Raw genomic sequence first — 19,865 nt, forward strand, 5'->3', positions numbered from 1 at the left:
CTGATGCGTCAACGGATTTATGTCGTGAGTGACTCTGTCGGAGAGACGTGTGAACTCGTCGTCCGCGCAGCTGCAATCCAATTCCCGGAACAAGCCATCGAAACGGTCCGCATTCCGTTCGTCGATGATGATCAAGTCATTTATGACTTGGTTCTTCATGCGAAAGAAGAACAAGCGACGATCGCTTTTACGATCGTTCATGCGACCCATCGTCGTCTGCTTGCAGACACAGCGCGTGCCCACGGTGTAAAAGCGATTGATCTACTTGGTCCATTGCTTGATACGATGGAAGATCGCTTGCAGATGCAACCGAAGGAAGAACCAGGATTAATCTATCGCTTAGATGAGGAATATTTCCGAAAAATCGAAGCGGTCGAATTTGCTGTCAAGTATGACGATGGACGTGATCCAAAAGGTATCAAACGTGCGGACATCGTCTTGATCGGGGTGTCGCGTACATCAAAGACACCACTTTCGCAGTATCTGGCCTTGAAGCGATATAAAGTAGCGAACGTACCACTCGTACCTGAATCGATCCCGCCAGCGGAGCTATTCGATATTCCAAAAGAAAAATGTTTTGGACTACTCATCTCACCGGAAAAGTTGATCGACATCCGAATGGAGCGCCTGCGTTCATTAGGACTCAAACCAGAAGCAGCATACGCGCAGATGGACCGAATCAACCGGGAACTCGAATACGCACGGAATTTATACGAACGAATCGGTTGCCAAGTCATCGACGTGACGAATAAAGCAGTCGAGGAAACGGCGAACCTGATTTTGACCGGAATTTCTGGGAAAGCGCATGACTAGTCAAGCAGTCAGGAACATAGTATACTTGTTTAGCTGATAAATGAGATAATGCCCTTTTTCTAATGAAACGGAACGAGTCATCGTTCCGTTTCATTGCGGGTATGGTCATGTAAGGATAAGTTCTCAAGGAAAGGGGAGAGGACGGAATGAAGCGAATTCCTGATGAAATCGTCGATCAGGTCCGCCAAGCAACGGACATCGTCGAATTGATTTCAGAACGTGTAGAATTAAAAAAACAAGGGAATCGATATTCAGGGCTTTGCCCGTTTCATTCTGAGAAATCACCTTCCTTTTCTGTTTCTCCTGATAAAGGGATGTACTACTGTTTTGGATGTGGTGCAGGTGGAAACGCGATCACTTTCGTCATGGAAACAGAAGGAATGAGTTTCAAGGAAGCCGTCTCTAAATTAGCGGATCGCAGTGATGTCACACTTCCGGAACTGGAGCCGGACCGATTCGAACAATCGGAATCGACACCTGAACAGGAAAAGAAGTTCCGGATGCGCGAAGCACATCGAATCGTCACCGAGTTGTATCATGAGGTGTTGATTCAAACGGAAGCAGGCGACGCGGGGCGGATCTATTTAGAGAATCGCGGTATCCGTGAAGGTGCAATGCGTGAGTTCCGACTCGGGTATGCACCGGATCAAGATCGTTTTACAGTGGATTCCTTGGCACGACGTGGGTTTGATTTAGATGAGATGGTCGAAGCGGGATTGATTTCAATCGGACGCGATGGCGATTATCGAGATCGATTCAACGGTCGAGTCGTATTCCCTATCTCCGATCGTGATGGCACGATCGTCGGATTTAGTGGACGTTCGATTGATGGTCGTGATCCGAAGTATGTCAATACAGCGGAAACACCTTTGTTCAATAAAAGTGAACTGTTATTCGGATTTGCTCAAGCACGAGGAGCGATGCGCAAAATTAAACAAGTCGTTCTCGTTGAGGGGAATCTTGATGTTGTGCGTGTCGCTCAAGCGGGTATACCTTATACGGTAGCTTCTTTAGGAACAGCCTTAACACCGGTTCATGCCCAAAACCTAGCACGTATCGTCGATGAAGTCATTATTTGTTATGACGGAGACAAGGCAGGACGCGCTGCGACGTTAAAAGCCCTACAGTTGCTTGAAGCCGTTGCCGTCGACTGTTCCGTCATCCGTTTACCGGATGGCGAAGACCCGGATTCCTTCATTGGTAATCAGGGCGAAGAGACGTTTTTACACTGGATCGAACAAGAACGGGTTTCAAGTCTTGAATTCAAATCTTTTTATTTTCGACAAGGAAAAAACTTGCGATTAGAAGGAGAACGCGTTCGATATATTGAAACTATGCTTGAAGAGATTGGTCGAACATCCAATCCGTTGTTACGGGACATTTATTTAGGAAAACTTTCTGAGGAGTTCAAACTCTCGAAAGACTCCTTGATCGCACAAGTGCGTCCAACCGTCCAACAACCGAAGAGAGAACAAATCGTTTCCGATCGCCCAGCTGCTCTACCGACAGCACCTCCTGACCGAACGTTCGCGAACTGGAAGAAGGCAGAACGCTTCTTGCTTGCCTACATGATCCGTTCAGAAGAAGTATGTCTTGAAGTGCGAGAGCAACTAGGTGTCCAATTCAATGATCCGGCACACCAATTGATTGCCGGCAAGCTATATGAATTTTACGGAGCAGGTACGCAAGGAAGTCCTGATCGTTTTTTGACGATGTTGCACGACGCCTCTTTGCAACGAATCGTAGCGGATTTAGAGTTCATGCTAATGCCTGAATATGATCCTGATTTACTCAGTCACTACATTCGTGCCGTCCAAAATGAACAGCAACGTCGGTTGTTAGAAGAAGAAAAGTCACGATTGAATCAACAAACAGATATCCGTGCTCAAGCGGAGCTGATGCAGGCGATCATAGAACGGAAGCGTCGTTTAAAAGATCGATGACCTGCTGCATGATGTGGAAGGAGTGTATGGTTCGATGGCAGAAAAAGCAAGATCAGAAGCTGAATTACTCCGTCTCGCGAAAGAGGAACTCATCGCGCTCGGACATAAAAATGGTGAATTGTCACACCAAAAGATCGAAGACAAACTAAGTTCGTTCGAATCAATGGATGCTCAGCAATTCGAGGAATTCCTTCAATTGCTTGAAACAGAAGGTATCAAGGTCAACAATGACGGTACAGGGGACGAAAAAGAAGAGGCGGATCTAAACGATTTGTCTGTTCCTCCTGGTGTCAAGATCAATGACCCTGTCCGGATGTATTTAAAAGAAATTGGTCGCGTTGATTTGTTAAATGCAGAAGATGAAGTCGAACTTGCTAAACGAATCGAACAAAACGATGAAGAAGCAAAAAAACGATTGGCGGAAGCAAACTTACGTCTCGTCGTTTCGATTGCGAAGCGTTATGTCGGACGCGGTATGTTGTTCCTTGATTTGATTCAAGAAGGCAACATGGGTCTGATTAAAGCGGTCGAGAAATTCGACTATACGAAGGGATATAAATTCTCGACGTATGCAACATGGTGGATTCGTCAGGCAATCACACGTGCGATTGCTGACCAAGCGCGGACAATCCGAATTCCGGTTCACATGGTTGAGACGATCAATAAATTGATTCGTGTCCAGCGTCAACTCTTGCAAGATCTCGGACGTGAACCATCACCGGAAGAGATTTCAAAAGAGATGGAAATCACGCCAGAAAAAGTCCGTGAAATCCTGAAGATTGCGCAAGAGCCGGTTTCTCTTGAAACTCCAATCGGGGAAGAGGATGATTCACATCTCGGAGATTTCATCGAGGACCAAGATGCGACAGCACCACAAGATGCTGCAGCATACGAACTCTTGAAAGAACAACTCGAAGATGTGTTAGATACACTGACGGATCGTGAAGAAAACGTCCTCCGTCTTCGTTTTGGTCTTGACGATGGTCGGACACGGACACTTGAAGAAGTCGGGAAAGTATTTGGTGTTACACGTGAACGAATTCGTCAAATCGAAGCAAAAGCACTTCGGAAATTACGTCATCCGAGTCGTTCGAAACGCCTGAAAGATTTCCTCGATTAATTCAAAGTGTGAAGAATATATGAAATTTTAGTGGGAAGGAAGAAAAAAGTTTCGTTTTTTTCTTCCTTCCCTGTTTTTTTTACAGTAGAATAGTAACGGGGAATACCATTCAGTCACCAACTTGGTTGGGTATAGAATATGGGGGGAATCCAAATGCGTAATCCATTAGTACCGTTCGCGGCGATCGCAGTCATCGCCATCATCGCTATGATTTCATTGTCTTACTTTGGGGTCGATCAGGTGAAGGAAGCTCGAAAAGGGCCGTCAACTGCAGAAATGAAGCCAGAAGACTTGTTTGCATCTAAAGGATGTACAGGATGTCACGGTGGAAACTTAGAAGGCGGAACAGGTCCGAACTTAACAAAGATCGGCGCGAAGCTGAAAGAAGATGAAATTAAGAACATCGCAATGAACGGTAAAGGGCAAATGCCTGGCGGTCTTGCGAATGACGAAGAAGCAGCTGTTCTAGCCAAATGGTTAGCTGCTAAGAAATAAGAACAAGGGCATCTATCTCGTTACGAGATGGATGTTTTTTTGTGGTGTATGGTATCTTTTTTAGCGTAAATCCGCTATTTTTAAAAGAGAGTTTTTCGGAAAATAGGAAGGATGAAGATGATGCAAATGAACGTCGTATTGGATCAACGACTCCAAAAAGTCGTGTCGTATATTCCACAAGGAGCTATCCTCGCAGATATTGGATCAGATCATGCATTCGTACCATGTTTTTGTATCCAGCAACAGAAAATCGAACGCGCGATCGCGGGAGAGGTAAACGAAGGACCGATGGAAGCGGCAAAAGGACAAGTGGCGCTTGTCGGGCTCGAGTCACAAATCGATGTCCGCCTTGGAAGTGGACTATCGGTTTTAAAGCCGGGCGAAGCAACAGCGATTACGATTGCAGGAATGGGCGGAACACTGATTGCCTCAATCCTTGAAGAAGGCAAAGATCGGCTGTCGGGGGAGGAACGTTTGATCCTTCAACCAAATGTTGATGCAGTCGATGTTCGGAAGTGGTTGCTGACGAATTCATATGCGTTATTGTCTGAAGCCATCGTCGAGGAGAACGGAAAGATCTATGAAATTCTCGTTGCAGAACGTGGAGATGAAACACTGTACTCAGAGGACGAAACAACACGTCAGTGGGAATTGTTCTTTGGACCACAGTTAATGCGGGAACGTGCACCAGAATTCATTGAAAAATGGCAGATTGAAAAACAAAAGCGAGAGTATATCCTAGCTCAGATGAAACAAGGACAAGCAACGGAGGTTTTATCTGAAAAAATCGAAGCCATCGAACGATTGATTCAAAAGATGGAAGAGGTGACGAACTAATGGCGAATGGGAACCATGTCATTGAGCAGTTTGAAACATTTGCTCCGAAAAAATTCGCACTCGAAGGTGATCCGATTGGTCTACAAATCGGAACATTGAACAAGGACGTCAAACGTGTGCTCGTGACACTTGATGTCTTGGAGTCTGTCGTCGATGAAGCGATTGAAAAGAAGGTCGATCTCATCATCGCGCATCATCCACCGATTTTTAGTAAATTAGCAAATGTGACGGATCGTTCTGCAACAGGACGGATCGTCACAAAATGTATCAAACACGATATTGCGGTGTATGCTGCACATACGAACCTTGACGTAACACCAGGCGGGGTCAATGACTGGATGGCAGATGCGCTTGGTCTTGAGTCTTGTGAAGTACTAGCACCGACGTTTGAAAACACGCAATATAAACTAAGTGTCTATGTACCGACCGAGGCTGTAGAGCGCGTTTCAACAGCCCTTGCACAAGCGGGAGCAGGAAAAGAAGGAGACTACAGTGATTGTCAATTCCACGTCGATGGAACAGGTCAATTCCGACCGTTGACGGAAGCTACCCCGTATATCGGTGAAGCAGGGCGACTCGAACGCGTTTCAGAAGTCCGAATCGAAACGATCGTCACGGAACTGAATCAGAAACAAGTCATTCGAGCGATGAAACAGGCTCATCCATATGAGGAAGTCGCCTATGATCTCATTCGCCAAGAACGCCCGGCAACATCACTTGGTCTTGGACGGATTGGTCGGTTACCGGAAGCAATGACGTTACGAGAATTTGCAGAACATGTTCGCGATGCGTTTGGTGTACAAAACTTACGCTTCGTCGGAGACGAATCGCGCCATATCCAAAAAGTAGCGGTCCTTGGTGGTGACGGCAATAAGTACGTCTCGACTGCAGCATTTGCAGGAGCAGATGTCCTTGTGACAGGAGATCTCTATTTCCATGTAGCGCATGATGCGATGGCACTTGGACTAGCAGTCGTCGATCCGGGACATCATGTGGAGTCGGTCATGAAAGAAGGCGTCGTCAACGAATTAAGCAAACGATTCAAAGAGAAGAAGATAGATGTGGAACTCATCGTCTCGACAGCCAATACGAATCCCTTTCATTTTTTGTGATATGTAAAGTAAAAAATGAGATAAAACACCGGACGGCGATGATTCGCTGTCCGGTGTTTGTTATTACTTCTATCATATTCAGGTTAAAGGACTTTTACTTTTGGTAAAATCCGTCGTAGTTCAAGGAATGGTGTCTTGTCATGTGTACTGATGTCTGATGGATCATATTGCTGTAAGAAATCAATGACCTTTTTCGTGATTGGTGTTGGTGTTGATGCACCTGATGTGACACCAACTTGCTGTACACCTTTAAGCCATGATAGATCGAGTTCTGTTAAATCACCAATCCGATGCGCTGGAGTTCCTGCGATATCGAATGATACTTGTGCCAATCGGTTCGAGTTGTTAGAACGTGGATCACCGACGACGATGACAAGGTCACAATCTCCTGCTTGATCAGCCACCGCTTCTTGCCGGACTTGTGTTGCGTTACAGATTTCATTGTGTACTTCTACATGCGGATACTTTTTACGCACGTGTTCCATCAAAGCTTGGACATCCCATTGGCTCATCGTCGTCTGATTCGTGACGATGATTTTTTTATGAGCGAGCTGAGGCGGGAGTTCATCGATATCTTCGACTTTTTCGATGAGGTGCACATGCTCTGGTGCTACACCGACTGCACCTTCAGGTTCCGGGTGTCCATGTTTGCCGACGTAGATGACTTCATAATCATCCGCGACGACTTGTCGAATCAAATCGTGTGTACGCGTCACGTCAGGACATGTTGCATCGACGACGTGCAGATTTTTTTCGGCGGCGCGTGCATAAACAGCAGGCGAAATACCATGCGCTGTAAAAATGACAGTTCCTTCTTGAATCGTCTCAAGTGCTTCGAGGCGATCGGGACCATCGACTGTGATGACACCCATACTTTCGAATTCACGTGTGACATGAGCATTGTGAACGATCATACCAAGAATATGAATCGGGCGTGGCAAGTCTTTATTCAATGCCGCTTGTTGTGCAAGTTTCATTGCATCGACGACACCGTAACAATAGCCGCGGGGGCTGATTTTTTTTACTAGCATAGTTGTAGATTCTCCCTTTGTGAAAAAGAATGATTAGTTAGAGTGTACCATTGTTTAGACGGGAATGAAAATAGAGGAGTCTGTTTCAGAAACAGAACATGGTATACTAATGAAGTTGCAATTATTTAATAAGGGGGCGAAAGGGTGGAGTCTAAGAAAATGATGCGGTCGTATTTTTTTCAAATCACCGCCATCTTATTCATCCTGTTATGTCTTGTCATTTCAGCGCTTGCCTTTACTGCGGATCGAGTCACGATTTCACGAGTCGAACAGCAAACGGAAAAGCAGAGTGAGAAAAGTGTCGAAGTTTCTGGAAACGCGATCCGTGATAACATTGGGAATTTACATGAGGAAATCATGAGTTTGCAGTTAAACGTCGAAAATCCTGATAAGCTAAGTCGAAAAATTGAAGAATCAAATCTTCTTGATATTGATACTGGATTTAAAAGTCTTTTTTATTTTGACAGAAAGACGAAACAGATTACTTGGTTCTCAAGTGAAGATCGTCGCGTACCAGATAGTACGATAGTAAAGGATGATGATTTTCTACAAACTCTGACAAGTACGGATTTTCATATGAGTAAGCTGTACTCAATGGAATCAGATGCCGTCACATATATGTTCGTGCCAGTTCGAGATGGTAACGAACGTGTAGGTGTGTTTGGTGGTGGACTAAGTGCGATGAATTCAATCATTTTCCGGAAATCATTAGAATCTTTTGATGATCAAACGATTGCCTATTTATTTAATAGTAAAAAAGAATTGCTAGCAACGTCGAGTAATCTTGTGACAGACGAAGAACGACTATTGTCGAGAAGTGTGATCGATCGTGCATTTCAATCCGTCGAACCATCTGAAATCTTTAGTACGAATCAAGATATGTATTACTTTGCAAAAGATTTAAAGGTGACGGATTGGAAAATTCTCGTTCGAACGCCGCGAAACGTTTTTTATGAACCTGTCTACACGACACGGCAGCAGTATTTGATCATCGCCGCTTTGACGCTCGTCCTTAGTCTGATTGTTGGCTATTTAATGTCACGACAATTGACATCTCCTTTACTTGAGCTTGTTCATAAAATTGAGAAAAGTAGTTCCCCGAAACCGATCGTCCTTGAACGTGCCGGATCAAACGAAGTGAAGACATTGGTCGCTGCTTATAATGAATACTCACAGCGAATGGAACATGCGCGACTTGAGCAGTTAAGTCAACAGCAAACCATGTTGCAGCAAGAGAAGCTAGCGTCACTTGGTCAATTAGCGGCGGGCATTGCTCATGAGATACGTAATCCATTAACACCAGTCAAAATGACCTTACAGTTATTAGCCGCAGAAAAGGATCGAGATACAGAGATGTTGATGTTAGCTTTATCTGAGCTTGATCGAGCGAACGGCATGATTCAGACGATGCTTGATTTATCCAAAGGCGAGAACAATGCGCTTCAAAAAACGACGATTGATATGAATGATTTAATGAAGAAGCTGACATATATCTTAGAAGCGGAAGCTCATCTTTACGAAGCGGATTGTAAAATTTATACACCTTCCTTTATGCCAAAGATTCATGCATCAGAAGAGGGGATTTTGCAGATTTTAGCAAACTGTGTTCGAAATGCCCTTCAAGCTGTCGCGTTTAAAGGGCCAGATGGGATTTGTCATTTGCATGTGCATATCTATCCGGAAGAGGTTGTCTTCATCATCCAAGATAATGGTGTCGGAATGGACGGTGATCAGATTGATCATGTTGGTCAAGCATTCAAGACGTCAAAAGTGGATGGAAATGGTCTTGGACTGTTCATGTCAAAACAAATCGTACGCGATCACAAAGGGAAGATGATTTTTGACAGTAAACCTGGAGTTGGCACAACGATTCAAGTTCACTTACCTCGAAAGGAGAAAACGGAATGAAATTCAATAAAGCGTGGCTATTCGTCTTAGTCATTTGGATATCATCCGTTCTTCTTATATCCAATATGTTCGTGAATACGGATTCGAATCCGCGTCGTCATCTCATCGGTTTTACGATCGTCAATGATAAACATGAATTTGCGCAGCGGCTCGTTGATGCGTTCAAGACACAAGCGAAACTGAATAAATATGAAGCAGTCGTCGCGACGTCGCATAATTCACGCATTAATGAAAGAGAGCAGATTGAAGAATTCATTCGAATGAAAGTGGATGCAATTTTCGTTACCACACTCGACGATGTTTACATCGCTGAATCTTTAGAAAAAGCTGCCAAAGAAGATATCCCTGTTTTTGCGATCGATCGATTGATTCGCTCCGATGCAGTCGTCAGTTCGATTACCTCAAATAATCAATTGATTGGTGAACAACTTGCATCATTCATCAAACACGAACGCATCAAGCAGACGGGACGAGCCACCGCTAATATCATTGAAGTCGCAGGTACGGCAAACGTCAACACGACGAATGAACGACACCGGGGATTTTTGACTGGTCTTGAGCGGGAGTCGGATCTGAAAATCGTCGAATCCGTGAATGGAGATTACGACCCCGTCACTTCAGAACAGGTCATGACACAGGTGATTGAGTCGGGAATTCCGTTTGATGCAGTCTATTGTCACAATGACGATATCGCGCTAGGTGTCCTCGAAGCATTGAAAAAAGCAGGGATCAAAGGAAAAATAATTGTCGGCATAGACGGGAATCGTGCTATATTAGAAGCTGTTGACATGAAATCGATGGATGCGACGGTCGTCCAGAGTGCTGATGAGATGATGAAAGTCGCCTTCAGTGCATTGAAGCTTCATACGAAAAACAAAAAGATTCCAACTCGTTTTTATACGTACTCCTATCTGTATGACGGTAGTAGACCCATAACCATGTTGAACTAATCGAGAGGCAGAAGCCTCAGCAAATAAGGAAAGGACGGTGTCAATTCATGAATGGATTCAGCCATTATCAATTACACCCGTTCGTCATCGAAGCACTCGATGACGCCCGCATCACAAAACCGACCGACATTCAGTCGCGGATCATCCCAGCTGCAGTAAAGGGACGCGATATCATCGGTCAATCACAAACAGGAACAGGAAAAACGTTATCGTTCCTTCTTCCAATCGTTCAAAACGTCGATCCAAAGCTTCAAGAATTACAAGCCATCATCGTTGCTCCAACGCGCGAACTTGCATGGCAAATTCATGAAGAACTGAAATCGTTACTCGTGAAGGAACCAGACTTCATCAAGACGAGTCTTATTACAGGTGGAATGGATCGCGAACGTCAAATCGGTCGTGTGAAAGTCTCGCCCCAAATCGTCATCGGAACACCAGGACGTATTTTAGACCTATTCAAAGAACAGGCTTTAAAACCGCATTTCGTGAAGCACTATGTCATCGATGAAGCGGATCAAATGCTCGACATGGGCTTCTTGCCAGAAGTTGACCGGATTGCGCAAGCTCTTCCAGAACAGCTTCAGATGATGGTCTTCTCAGCAACGATTCCTGAGAAATTGCAACCGTTCTTGAAAAAATATATGAATAACCCGCGTTATGCGCATGTGGATCCAAAACAACAGACAGCGAAGAAAATCGTTCATCATACGATTCCGGTCAAACATCGTGAGCGCTCACAATTGACGTTGAAAGTCGCGAAAGCGTTAAACCCTTATATCTGTTTAATTTTTACGAATACAAAAGCAGAAGCAATCGAAGTCGAAGCTTTGTTCCTAGAAGCAGGACTGAACGTTGGTTCTCTTCACGGAGATCTTCCAGCACGTCGCCGTAAGCAAGCCATCAAAGAAATCAACGATGCGAAGTATCAATATGTCATCGTGACGGATCTTGCTGCACGCGGAATTGATATTTCAGGTGTCTCGCACGTCATTAACCACGGCATTCCAAAAGATTTAGACTTCTACGTCCACCGTGTCGGTCGGACAGGTCGTGTCGATCAAGATGGATTGGCATATACACTGTTTGAAGATCACGAGAACGGCATGATCAATCGTTTAGAGGACCGTGGCATTCAATTCACAAACGTTGATGTCAAAGGAACTCAAATCGTCGAAGTCAAAGAACGTCGCCGTGCGAAGCCGCACATGAAGACTGCCGTCTCGAAGACAGCACATAGCCGTCTTTCGGGTGAAGCAGCAAAAGCGAAAAAACGTGTTAAACCAGGTTATAAGAAGAAACATCAATACAAGCTGAAAGAAACAGCAAAACGTGAACGCATCAAAGAACAACGTGGTGTCGGTCGCGCGCAACGTAAAGAAAACGCACGTAAATCAAAATAATTCCATTGATGACACCCGTGAAATGAAAAAACATTTTTCGGGTGTCTTGTCGTTTTCAAGATTTGGTACACTGTAAAAAGAGAAAGGTGGAAAAGAACATGAAAATAGGTTCACACGTCTCCGTTTCGGGGAAAAAAATGCTATTAGGTGCAAGTGAGGAAGCGGCATCTTACGGTGCAACGACGATGATGGTCTATACAGGAGCACCTCAAAATACACGCCGTAAGCCGATGGAAGAGTTACGGATTCAAGAAGCATTGCAACATATGAGCGCTAATGGAATAGAGGAAATCGTCGTGCATGCGCCGTATATCATCAACTTAGGGAATACGACGAAACCCGAGACATTCGAACTCGCCGTTTCGTTTTTAGCAGCAGAAATTAAACGAGCAGAAGCGCTTGAAAAGGCGCAACACATCGTATTACATCCTGGTGCGCATGTAGGTGCTGGGGAAGAAATCGGAATCAAACGGATCGTCGAAGGACTCAATGAAGTACTGACAGGTGACGAACAGGTCAAGATCGCGCTTGAGACGATGGCTGGAAAAGGATCGGAAATCGGAAAAACTTTTGAGGAACTTGCTCAAATCATCGAAGGCGTCACATATCATGATCGTCTGTCCGTCTGTCTCGATACATGTCACGTGCATGATGCAGGATACGATATCGTGCACGACTTAGATGGTGTCCTTGAACAATTCGACCGGATCGTTGGACTGGATCGTCTTGGTGTCATCCATGTGAATGACTCAAAGAATATCCGTGGTGCTCGAAAGGACCGTCATGAAAATATTGGTTTTGGTGAGATTGGATTTGATGCCTTACATCGTGTCGTGCATCATCCTGCTCTGGCACATTTACCGAAAATCTTAGAGACGCCATACATTGGTCTCGATCCAAAGAAAAAAGTGGCACCGTATAAACAAGAAATCGATATGTTACGTTCGGGTGCGTTTGATGCAGACTGGCGTCTACCGATTCTAGGAGCACCAGTCGAATAACTCATAAAGGGGTGTCTGTGATGTGTCATATACTCGTCGTCGATGAGACTAGTTTTGCGATACGACAAGCTGTTGTCCACTACTATGAAACAAAGGAACCGTTTTATTTGCCGGCAGAACTGGTAGAGGGAGAAGAAGTGTTTCTTGCGACGACTGACGGTATCCTGGCGTATGCTGAAGCCTTGTTCACCGAGTATACGACACGTCCAGAAGATCCATTTTGGTTGACGAATGCTGACGACTCAGAAGGGTCATATGTGTGCCTTGATCTCATCAGTGTGGATTTACGTCATCCCTTACTTGGACGACCACTCGATCAACTTGGTCTTAAAACTGGACCGGTCGAAGGAGTGTTTCGCACGCGTCTGCTTGATTCATGGCAGTATGGGTATTTCGAAACGGATGTACTGACACTCGAACAATCTAAACAACGTCGAATCGAGCGCTTCAAGGAGCGAAATCATCTGGAACAAGTCGCGCGTCAATGTATGCATTGTGAGGAGTCTAGGCAGTCGTTACTTGAATGGCATTTGACACCAGAAGGATATCAGACGGTTTGCCCGACCTGCCATCGATGGTTACATCAACAGATGCTTCATGCTGTAGATACGGCAGCAGCCACGGAAGAAAGAGAATGAAAGCTCTGCTTTTCCTGATCTTGGTCAGGAAAGCAGAGTTTTTTTATTAAGACGGACATATCTAGTTGATTCATTTGTTGAATTCCTATGTAACTAAGGAATCGATGGTGTTATAATCAGGAATGATAATTGTTATCAATGAATGAAAAGATAAATGGGGGAGCAGCTATGATGGATTTAGCTACGGTTCCAATGAACCAGCCTGTCGTGATGACGAACATGAATCACATCGATGATCGATTACGTCGGCGGTTACTTGCGCTTGGTTTTTATGAAGGGTGTCCGATCATCGTGCGACGAAAAGCGATATTTCAAGGTCCTATGACAATCGAACAGCAGGATCATCACCAAATGGTTGCCATCCGCCGCAGAGATGCAAAACGAATCGAGGTGTATGTCCCATGACGACGCAACGTATTGCCTTGCTCGGAAATCCGAACACTGGAAAAACGTCTTTGTTTAATCGGTTGACGAATTCCTATGCTCATGTTGGGAACTGGTCGGGAGTTACAGTAGATAAAAAAATTGGACAGTTGCGTGGCGATCGTGGGCAATTGATTGATTTACCGGGTGTATATGACTTAGATCCATTGTCTGCGGATGAAGCAGTCGTCGCCCGATTTTTAATGGAGGAGTCGTTTGACTCGATGATCAACATCATCGATGCGTCACAGCTCGAGCGAAATCTACAATTAACCGCCCAGTTGCTTGAAATCGGAAAACCGCTTCAAATTGGGCTGAACATGATGGATGTAGCCGATCATCGTGGAATGAAAGTTGATCCAATGCGTTTAGCAAACGTCTTACACGTTGACGTTTTCCCCATCGTTGCCCGCACGGGTGATGGGTGTGATGTATTATTATCTTCCTTAGAACAAAAACCACATCCTGTCCTTCGAATTGATTATGGTTCAGAGACCGAGCAGGCGATTGAGGATATCCTCGAAATCGTCGATATGCCGGAGATGGAACGGTGGATGGCTGTTCAATATTTAGCGGGGAATCGTGTTTTTGTTGACGTGTTAGAGCAACGGACACCACAGATCGCAACGATTCGTAAACAGCTAGAACAACAGCTAGGACGATTCGTTCATGCGCATATCACGGAATGTCGTCGACACTGGGCAGTGGCGACGAGGGCAGCTGTCGTAACGGAAGAACAGACGACAAGAACGAACTGGACAGAACGGATTGATGCCATCGTCACACATCCGATTTTAGGATTACCCATTTTCTTTGCGATTCTTTATCTTTTGTTCCATGTGACGTTCAACTGGATTGGATCGCCAATGTCGGATTTACTGGATGGATTCATCGCTGGACCACTCTCCAAAGGGCTCGTCAGTTTGTTGAGTACGCTTGGTGCCTCACAGTTCATTCAAGATTTACTTGTTGAAGGTGTCGTGGCTGGGGTTGGTGGGGTACTTGTATTCGTCCCGCAAATCTTCGTCCTCTTTTTCTTCATCTCATTTTTGGAGGATTCGGGTTACATGGCACGTGTCGCAATCGTCATGGATCGATTCATGCAGATGGTCGGATTAAACGGAAAAAGCTTCATTCCAATGATTATCGGCTTCGGTTGTAATGTGCCAGGAATCATGGCTGCTCGTTCTGTAGAAGAAGAACGGGAGCGCTTAGTGACGATTTTTATCTCGCCATTCATGTCTTGTTCTGCTCGTTTACCGATTTACGCTGTTTTTGCGGGAAGCTTCTTTGCGACGAATCAGGCACTCGTCGTTTTATCGCTCTATATCCTTGGAATCGTACTGGCGCTCATTGCAGCAAAAGTCTTTTCGAAAGTGTTAGCTGCAGAAGATGCGACGAGCTTATTTTTGGTCGAACAACCACCATACCGGATTCCGCAAGGGTTAACGCTATGGCGGAGTACATGGCAAAAAGGAAAAGGGTTTGTTCGAAAGGCGGGAACGTTCATCTTCGGTGGATCAGTCGTCATTTGGTTGCTCGCCTATACAGGACCTGGTGGACTGGACGTCAATATGAATGATAGTTTTCTTGCGATGATTGGCGGCGTCATTGCCACTGTGCTCGTACCGCTTGGATTCGGAACATGGCAGGCGGGTGCTGCCCTTATTACCGGATTTCTTGCGAAGGAAGTGGTTGTCTCAACGATGGCAATCATTTATGCTGTCAATGAATCGGAACTGGGACGTCATATCGCGCAACAGTTCACACCGCTCAGCGCGTATAGTTTCATGGTCTTCGTCTTGCTTTACGTCCCGTGCTTAGCAACGGTCGCTGTCATTCGTCGCGAAGTCGGAAGTGCGAAGTGGACGTGGATTGCTAGTTTATATGGCTTATTCGTTGCTTACGGGGTGGCGTTCATCATTTATCAAACAGGACATTGGTTGGGATTCGCTTAAGGGGGAGAACAGATGCATTTCATCGATATACTCATCGGACTCATCGTCTTTGGTTATGCTGGTTTTTCACTTGTTCGCTTTACGAAAAAAGCGAAAAAAGGGAAATGTGCGACATGTGAAGTAGAGCCGACATGTGAGACGGCATGTGATGAGGTCAACTGGGATCGTGTGATCGCTGAAGCCTTAAAAAAATAATCAAAAACCCGTTCTCTTTCTGCGCGAGGCAGTTAGAGAACGGGTTTTGTTTGGATTAGAAAAAGCGTTCTACTATAAATAAATAGATTTTCATCCCAAGGAAGACACCAAAGATTCCGACGACAGCTGGAAAGACGGGTGGAGCAGGAATCGGCAATTTCAGTGCGGTAAACACGACGCCGCAGATGACGCCGGCGAGAAGGGATAATAAGATTTGCTGAAGCATACATTTCGTCCTTTCTGCTTTAAATCAGCATTTGAAGTAGAGTACGTGGTAAAACATGACCAGAATCATGTAGCATTTTGATCAAGAATGACTTTGTCCTCTTTCTTTTCGATCGTAATCCACTTGTGTGTTAATGGAGTTGTAAAACTAGGTTTTTGTTTGAGTTTGCCGCTCGTATAGTCTTGAATCAGCAACTGGGATTCACAGCTCTGTTTTCCATCCTTCACGTAATGATAGGATCCATCGGCTGCCTGCTCACGCGACTTTACATTATCAGCAAGGGCGAGGGCAAGACAATCCTTTAAATACTCCTTATGTTCTTCGTCCATGATCGGGAACAAGATTTCAATCCGTTTTCGCATGTTGCGTGTCATCCAGTCCGCGCTTGACCCATACATCAAATCCTGACCGTTGTGATGGAAGTAGAAGATGCGTGAATGCTCCAAGTAACGGTCGACGATCGAGATGACGCGAATATTCTCCGAAACATCTGGAATTCCAGGACGTAGACAACAGACACCCCGAACGATGAGTTCGACTTGGACACCGGCGCGCGATGCCTTGTAAAGCCGTAAAATGATGTCTTTTTCCGTTAGACTATTCATCTTAGCAACGATTCGACCATTTCCGTGCTTTTTGTGATGATGAATCTCTTCATCAATTAATGACAGAAACTTCTCAAGCATCGCGTTCGGTGAAGTTTGGATGACGTTCCATTCCGGCTGTTCCCCGTATCCGGATAACCAATTGAAGAAGTTCGTCGCATCCTCGGCAATCTCTTCCCGAGCGGTCAATAATCCGACGTCCGTGTATAGTTTCGCTGTCGAATCATTATAGTTGCCGGTACCAAGATGGACGAAACGCTGAATCTTGCCTTCGTGGAGTCGGACGACGAGCGTGATCTTCGAGTGTGTCTTTAAGTCACTATATCCGTAAATGACATGAGCGCCAGCTTTCTCTAGTTGCTTTGCCCACTCGATGTTTTTCGCCTCATCGAATCGAGCCTTCAGTTCAACGAGGACGGTGACCTGTTTCCCGTTCTCCGCTGCCGTTTTTAAGGCCTTGATGATCGGAGAATCACCAGATACACGATAAAGTGTTTGTTTGATGGCAAGGACGTTCGGATCATTCGCCGCTTGGACGATGAACCGGACGATCGGATCAAACGTATGATACGGATGATGCAAGAGATAGTCGCGTTCGAGTAATTGATTAAACAGATTTTTTGAACTATCGAGTGCTGGTGGGTCGACTGGCATGATCGTCTGATAAATCAAATGATCATATTCAATACCGATTTGACTGTAAAAGGCAAAGGAGAACGTTAAATCAATCGGACCATCCACGGCAAAGATGTCGCGTTCCTGTAAATCAAGTACATCGCGCAACATGTTGAGCAGTTCGGTATTGATGGCAGCTTTTTGAACTTCGAGTCGAATCGCGACTCCCCAACGCCGCTTTTTTAATTCTTTCTCAATCAGCTTTAATAAGTCATGCGTACCTTCCTCGTGAAACGGAAGGTCGGCATTCCGCGTAATTCGAAACGGCATCGCAGACAACACACGATAGCCTTTGAATAGACTATCGATGAAGGCGATGATGACGTCTTCGAGTAAGATGACAGCGGTCGTCTCATCATCTTCTACCGGTAAATCGACGAATCGTGGCAAGACAGCAGGTACTTGTACGAGCGCCAAATTCCGTTTTGTCCCGTCTTCTGCCTCGAGTACCGTCGCGATGTTGAGTGACTTTGACGAGAGCATCGGGAATGGACGATAGGCATCGACGGCGACAGGCGTGAGTACCGGAAAGACTTGTTCACGAAAAAAGGATTTTACATAGGTCGTCTGATCCGAAGTCAGGGCATCATATTTTAAGAATGTAATGCCTTCATCGGATAACGTCTGATTGATTGATTGAAATGCTTCGTATTGCCGATCGACTAACTCCTTTGTTTTCGCTGCGATCGCACGTAACTGCTGTTTGGGTGTCATTTGTTGTTTATTTTCCGGTTTATTGAATCCGGCGAGTACTTCATCCTTTAAACCACCGACTCGTACCATATAGAACTCGTCTAGATTGGAACTAAAGATACCGAGAAACTTAAAACGTTCCATTAACGGATTGCGTGTGTCAAACGCTTCATCCAGTACACGTTTGTTGAATTGGAGCCAGCTAAGCTCACGATTATTGAAATGTTCCGGTATGTCGAGCTTCATGAAGGAAGATCTCCTTTCGTTTCGAAGGTAATCGTACAATCAATGATTCGTTCCAGGTGTTTCTTTTGTTTTTCCGCTTTTTCGACTTCGAATCCATAATCATGATCCCCTGTATCGAGGACGAATTGGAGTTGATCCTTTTGAAGGAATAGCTCTAAATGATCGACAGCTTTTCGCTCCGTCACGTCGAGCGCATGACTTAATTTGAGGAGAGAACCAAGTAGATCAAAGCGATCCAGCGATTTTTCCGTAAACCAGTCCTTGAAAGGTTTCGCAAGCTGGTTCATCCGTTTGGCAGAAGAATAGGAGCTGACAAGCGAGAGAGCAACGCGATCCTTGTGCGTCATGCCATTCAATTCGGTATTCGTCAACAGGTAGAACGTCTGGTCCGATCGTGTATCTGGATTAATGTATTGTCCACAATAAAATAAGCGACTTGCTGAATCGAGCAGTCGTAGATCAGACGCGCGTTCTGAAATCAAGTCGAGCGTGACGAGCTGCCGGTACATCGATTTGGCGAGAGTTCCAATATATGACGCACGATCTCGATTGACCTTATAGTCGCTTTCGAGCTGATAGAGACTTTGCTCACGTACGTTTTCAATCCGACGGTATGCTTCGTCCTGCACATCGAACTCGTAAACAAGACCTTCGCGAAGACCGAGATTACTCATGACGAATTCTTCCGCTTCGATGTGATGAGCTAACTCTTGAATCGCAATCAATGCCGGCAGGAAGATATCAATTCGATCCTTTGAGAGTCCTTCGATTTTCGATAGTTGTTTCGCCGACTTGCCTTCGAGATCGTCCACCATCTTCGCGAGTTCCTTCGCTTTGATTTGATATTGGTGAACACTTCGTAGGGGATAGTCCTGATTCGACTGATGGATCCGAACGAAATTTCGGGCAGAACCACCGACACCGATTAAAGGAAGCTTTTTATCACTCAGCCATGGAATCGATTCGAATTGCTCCCGTAGGAACTTCACCAATTTTTTCTTATCGCTGGTATTTAGTGTCTCGTCCGAAACGAATTGCCGTGTCAAAGTGACGGCACCAAATGGAAAGCTGTGATACGCCACCATTTCGCGATTTTCAATCAAGGTGACTTCCATGGAACCACCACCGATATCGACAGAAAAGCCATCAGTCAGGAAGGTCGAATTGATGATGGCAAAATAGCCATAGTATGCTTCTTGTTCATCTGTCAGAACCTGAATGGAAAAAGGCGTGTTTTCTGTAACGGATTCAACGATGGCATCTCGGTTCGTTGCATTACGGATGGCTGCTGTCGCGACACAGATCGTTTCTTCGACTTCATGGGTGACACCAACTTCATAAAAACGATGTAACGTTTCTTCGAGTAAGGCGATGCCTTCATCATCGAGTGCTCCATCCTCGTTGATGTGAGCAGATAACCGGGCGACGACTTTAATATTAATCTTCTCGATATAGCGACCAGAAGCGATCGGATGGAAGATGACATAACGAATCGAGTTGGAACCGATATCGATGACTGCAAGTTCTTGTTTCAAATGACTCCGACTCCTCTCTGCGATGCGTGCACTAAAAGAATTCCCTCTCTGAACAAGCCGG

At 45.2% G+C, this 19,865-nt stretch carries 18 protein-coding genes; 14 read left to right on the plus strand and 4 right to left on the minus strand.

Annotation, left to right across the window (positions count from 1 at the left end):
- Positions 1-3 precede the first annotated feature (3 nt).
- From KNQ14_RS10445 to KNQ14_RS10470, 6 genes are all read left to right on the plus strand, one after another.
- Positions 4-813 (plus strand): pyruvate, water dikinase regulatory protein, encoded by an 810-nt coding sequence (locus KNQ14_RS10445; protein ID WP_047396410.1) that lies wholly within the window; start codon positions 4-6, stop codon positions 811-813.
- Positions 814-959: 146 nt separating this feature from the next.
- Positions 960-2,756 (plus strand): DNA primase, encoded by a 1,797-nt coding sequence (gene dnaG, locus KNQ14_RS10450; RefSeq protein WP_023467510.1) that lies wholly within the window; start codon positions 960-962, stop codon positions 2,754-2,756.
- 34 nt (positions 2,757-2,790) lie between these two features.
- The gene (gene rpoD, locus KNQ14_RS10455; RefSeq protein WP_023467512.1) at positions 2,791-3,876 is read left to right on the plus strand and encodes an RNA polymerase sigma factor RpoD; all 1,086 of its coding nucleotides are present in this window, start codon (positions 2,791-2,793) and stop codon (positions 3,874-3,876) included.
- Between the two features lie 153 nt (positions 3,877-4,029).
- Positions 4,030-4,371, plus strand: a complete 342-nt coding sequence (gene cccA, locus KNQ14_RS10460) for a cytochrome c550 (protein WP_023467513.1) — start codon at positions 4,030-4,032, stop codon at positions 4,369-4,371.
- A 117-nt stretch (positions 4,372-4,488) separates the two neighbouring features.
- Positions 4,489-5,208: a tRNA (adenine(22)-N(1))-methyltransferase gene (locus KNQ14_RS10465; protein ID WP_326937793.1), complete on the plus strand. Its 720-nt coding sequence runs from the start codon at positions 4,489-4,491 to the stop codon at positions 5,206-5,208.
- Positions 5,208-6,320 carry a Nif3-like dinuclear metal center hexameric protein gene (locus KNQ14_RS10470; RefSeq protein ID WP_214860968.1) on the plus strand — a complete coding sequence of 371 codons (1,113 nt, stop codon included), beginning with the start codon at positions 5,208-5,210 and terminating at the stop codon, positions 6,318-6,320. The genes KNQ14_RS10465 and KNQ14_RS10470 overlap by 1 nt, the downstream gene beginning before the upstream one ends.
- Before the next feature lie 83 nt (positions 6,321-6,403).
- Here KNQ14_RS10470 and KNQ14_RS10475 read toward each other — a convergent pair whose 3' ends face one another.
- A complete protein-coding gene (locus KNQ14_RS10475) occupies positions 6,404-7,351 on the minus strand; it encodes a 4-hydroxy-3-methylbut-2-enyl diphosphate reductase (RefSeq protein ID WP_214747538.1) in 948 nt (315 codons plus the stop codon).
- 144 nt (positions 7,352-7,495) lie between these two features.
- Between KNQ14_RS10475 and KNQ14_RS10480 the strand changes: the two genes are divergently transcribed.
- From KNQ14_RS10480 to KNQ14_RS10515, 8 genes are all read left to right on the plus strand, one after another.
- A complete protein-coding gene (locus KNQ14_RS10480; RefSeq protein ID WP_214747540.1) occupies positions 7,496-9,259 on the plus strand; it encodes an ATP-binding protein in 1,764 nt (587 codons plus the stop codon).
- Complete coding sequence (locus KNQ14_RS10485; RefSeq protein ID WP_035398353.1) at positions 9,256-10,209, plus strand: sugar ABC transporter substrate-binding protein; 954 nt, start codon at positions 9,256-9,258, stop codon at positions 10,207-10,209. The genes KNQ14_RS10480 and KNQ14_RS10485 overlap by 4 nt, the downstream gene beginning before the upstream one ends.
- A gap of 47 nt (positions 10,210-10,256) precedes the next feature.
- Positions 10,257-11,609: a DEAD/DEAH box helicase gene (locus tag KNQ14_RS10490; protein ID WP_023467520.1), complete on the plus strand. Its 1,353-nt coding sequence runs from the start codon at positions 10,257-10,259 to the stop codon at positions 11,607-11,609.
- 98 nt (positions 11,610-11,707) lie between these two features.
- Positions 11,708-12,610: a deoxyribonuclease IV gene (locus KNQ14_RS10495; protein WP_214860971.1), complete on the plus strand. Its 903-nt coding sequence runs from the start codon at positions 11,708-11,710 to the stop codon at positions 12,608-12,610.
- A 20-nt stretch (positions 12,611-12,630) separates the two neighbouring features.
- A complete protein-coding gene (locus tag KNQ14_RS10500) occupies positions 12,631-13,248 on the plus strand; it encodes a hypothetical protein (RefSeq protein WP_214860972.1) in 618 nt (205 codons plus the stop codon).
- Positions 13,249-13,416: 168 nt separating this feature from the next.
- Positions 13,417-13,653 (plus strand): FeoA family protein, encoded by a 237-nt coding sequence (locus tag KNQ14_RS10505; RefSeq protein ID WP_214747546.1) that lies wholly within the window; start codon positions 13,417-13,419, stop codon positions 13,651-13,653.
- Positions 13,650-15,629 (plus strand): ferrous iron transport protein B, encoded by a 1,980-nt coding sequence (feoB, locus tag KNQ14_RS10510; protein ID WP_214747549.1) that lies wholly within the window; start codon positions 13,650-13,652, stop codon positions 15,627-15,629. The genes KNQ14_RS10505 and feoB overlap by 4 nt, the downstream gene beginning before the upstream one ends.
- A 12-nt stretch (positions 15,630-15,641) precedes the next feature.
- A complete protein-coding gene (locus KNQ14_RS10515; RefSeq protein WP_087679837.1) occupies positions 15,642-15,824 on the plus strand; it encodes a FeoB-associated Cys-rich membrane protein in 183 nt (60 codons plus the stop codon).
- A gap of 55 nt (positions 15,825-15,879) precedes the next feature.
- Here KNQ14_RS10515 and KNQ14_RS10520 read toward each other — a convergent pair whose 3' ends face one another.
- The 3 genes from KNQ14_RS10520 to KNQ14_RS10530 all read right to left on the minus strand — a co-directional run bounded on the left by KNQ14_RS10520 (position 15,880) and on the right by KNQ14_RS10530 (position 19,804).
- Positions 15,880-16,050 carry a XapX domain-containing protein gene (locus KNQ14_RS10520; RefSeq protein WP_087679838.1) on the minus strand — a complete coding sequence of 57 codons (171 nt, stop codon included), beginning with the start codon at positions 16,048-16,050 and terminating at the stop codon, positions 15,880-15,882.
- 65 nt (positions 16,051-16,115) lie between these two features.
- Positions 16,116-18,269 carry an RNA degradosome polyphosphate kinase gene (locus KNQ14_RS10525; protein ID WP_214747555.1) on the minus strand — a complete coding sequence of 718 codons (2,154 nt, stop codon included), beginning with the start codon at positions 18,267-18,269 and terminating at the stop codon, positions 16,116-16,118.
- On the minus strand, positions 18,266-19,804 hold the full coding sequence (locus tag KNQ14_RS10530) for a Ppx/GppA phosphatase family protein (protein WP_023467525.1): 1,539 nt from the start codon (positions 19,802-19,804) through the stop codon (positions 18,266-18,268). Before KNQ14_RS10530 ends, KNQ14_RS10525 begins: the two co-directional genes overlap by 4 nt.
- Between the last annotated feature and the right edge of the window lie 61 nt (positions 19,805-19,865).

Source organism: Exiguobacterium sp. s161 (genome assembly GCF_018619045.1).
Taxonomy (GTDB): Bacteria; Bacillota; Bacilli; order Exiguobacteriales; family Exiguobacteriaceae; genus Exiguobacterium_A; species Exiguobacterium_A indicum.

What these genes read in the sequence shown, in the direction of transcription:
- KNQ14_RS10445 (WP_047396410.1), top strand. Translation starts at nt 4, where the DNA reads ATGCGTCAACGGATTTATGTCGTGAGTGACTCTGTCGGAGAGACGTGT.
- dnaG (WP_023467510.1), top strand. Translation starts at nt 960, where the DNA reads ATGAAGCGAATTCCTGATGAAATCGTCGATCAGGTCCGCCAAGCAACG.
- rpoD (WP_023467512.1), top strand. Translation starts at nt 2,791, where the DNA reads ATGGCAGAAAAAGCAAGATCAGAAGCTGAATTACTCCGTCTCGCGAAA.
- cccA (WP_023467513.1), top strand. Translation starts at nt 4,030, where the DNA reads ATGCGTAATCCATTAGTACCGTTCGCGGCGATCGCAGTCATCGCCATC.
- KNQ14_RS10465 (WP_326937793.1), top strand. Translation starts at nt 4,489, where the DNA reads ATGATGCAAATGAACGTCGTATTGGATCAACGACTCCAAAAAGTCGTG.
- KNQ14_RS10470 (WP_214860968.1), top strand. Translation starts at nt 5,208, where the DNA reads ATGGCGAATGGGAACCATGTCATTGAGCAGTTTGAAACATTTGCTCCG.
- KNQ14_RS10475 (WP_214747538.1), bottom strand. Translation starts at nt 7,351, where the DNA reads ATGCTAGTAAAAAAAATCAGCCCCCGCGGCTATTGTTACGGTGTCGTC.
- KNQ14_RS10485 (WP_035398353.1), top strand. Translation starts at nt 9,256, where the DNA reads ATGAAATTCAATAAAGCGTGGCTATTCGTCTTAGTCATTTGGATATCA.
- KNQ14_RS10490 (WP_023467520.1), top strand. Translation starts at nt 10,257, where the DNA reads ATGAATGGATTCAGCCATTATCAATTACACCCGTTCGTCATCGAAGCA.
- KNQ14_RS10495 (WP_214860971.1), top strand. Translation starts at nt 11,708, where the DNA reads ATGAAAATAGGTTCACACGTCTCCGTTTCGGGGAAAAAAATGCTATTA.
- KNQ14_RS10500 (WP_214860972.1), top strand. Translation starts at nt 12,631, where the DNA reads ATGTGTCATATACTCGTCGTCGATGAGACTAGTTTTGCGATACGACAA.
- KNQ14_RS10505 (WP_214747546.1), top strand. Translation starts at nt 13,417, where the DNA reads ATGATGGATTTAGCTACGGTTCCAATGAACCAGCCTGTCGTGATGACG.
- feoB (WP_214747549.1), top strand. Translation starts at nt 13,650, where the DNA reads ATGACGACGCAACGTATTGCCTTGCTCGGAAATCCGAACACTGGAAAA.
- KNQ14_RS10515 (WP_087679837.1), top strand. Translation starts at nt 15,642, where the DNA reads ATGCATTTCATCGATATACTCATCGGACTCATCGTCTTTGGTTATGCT.
- KNQ14_RS10520 (WP_087679838.1), bottom strand. Translation starts at nt 16,050, where the DNA reads ATGCTTCAGCAAATCTTATTATCCCTTCTCGCCGGCGTCATCTGCGGC.
- KNQ14_RS10525 (WP_214747555.1), bottom strand. Translation starts at nt 18,269, where the DNA reads ATGAAGCTCGACATACCGGAACATTTCAATAATCGTGAGCTTAGCTGG.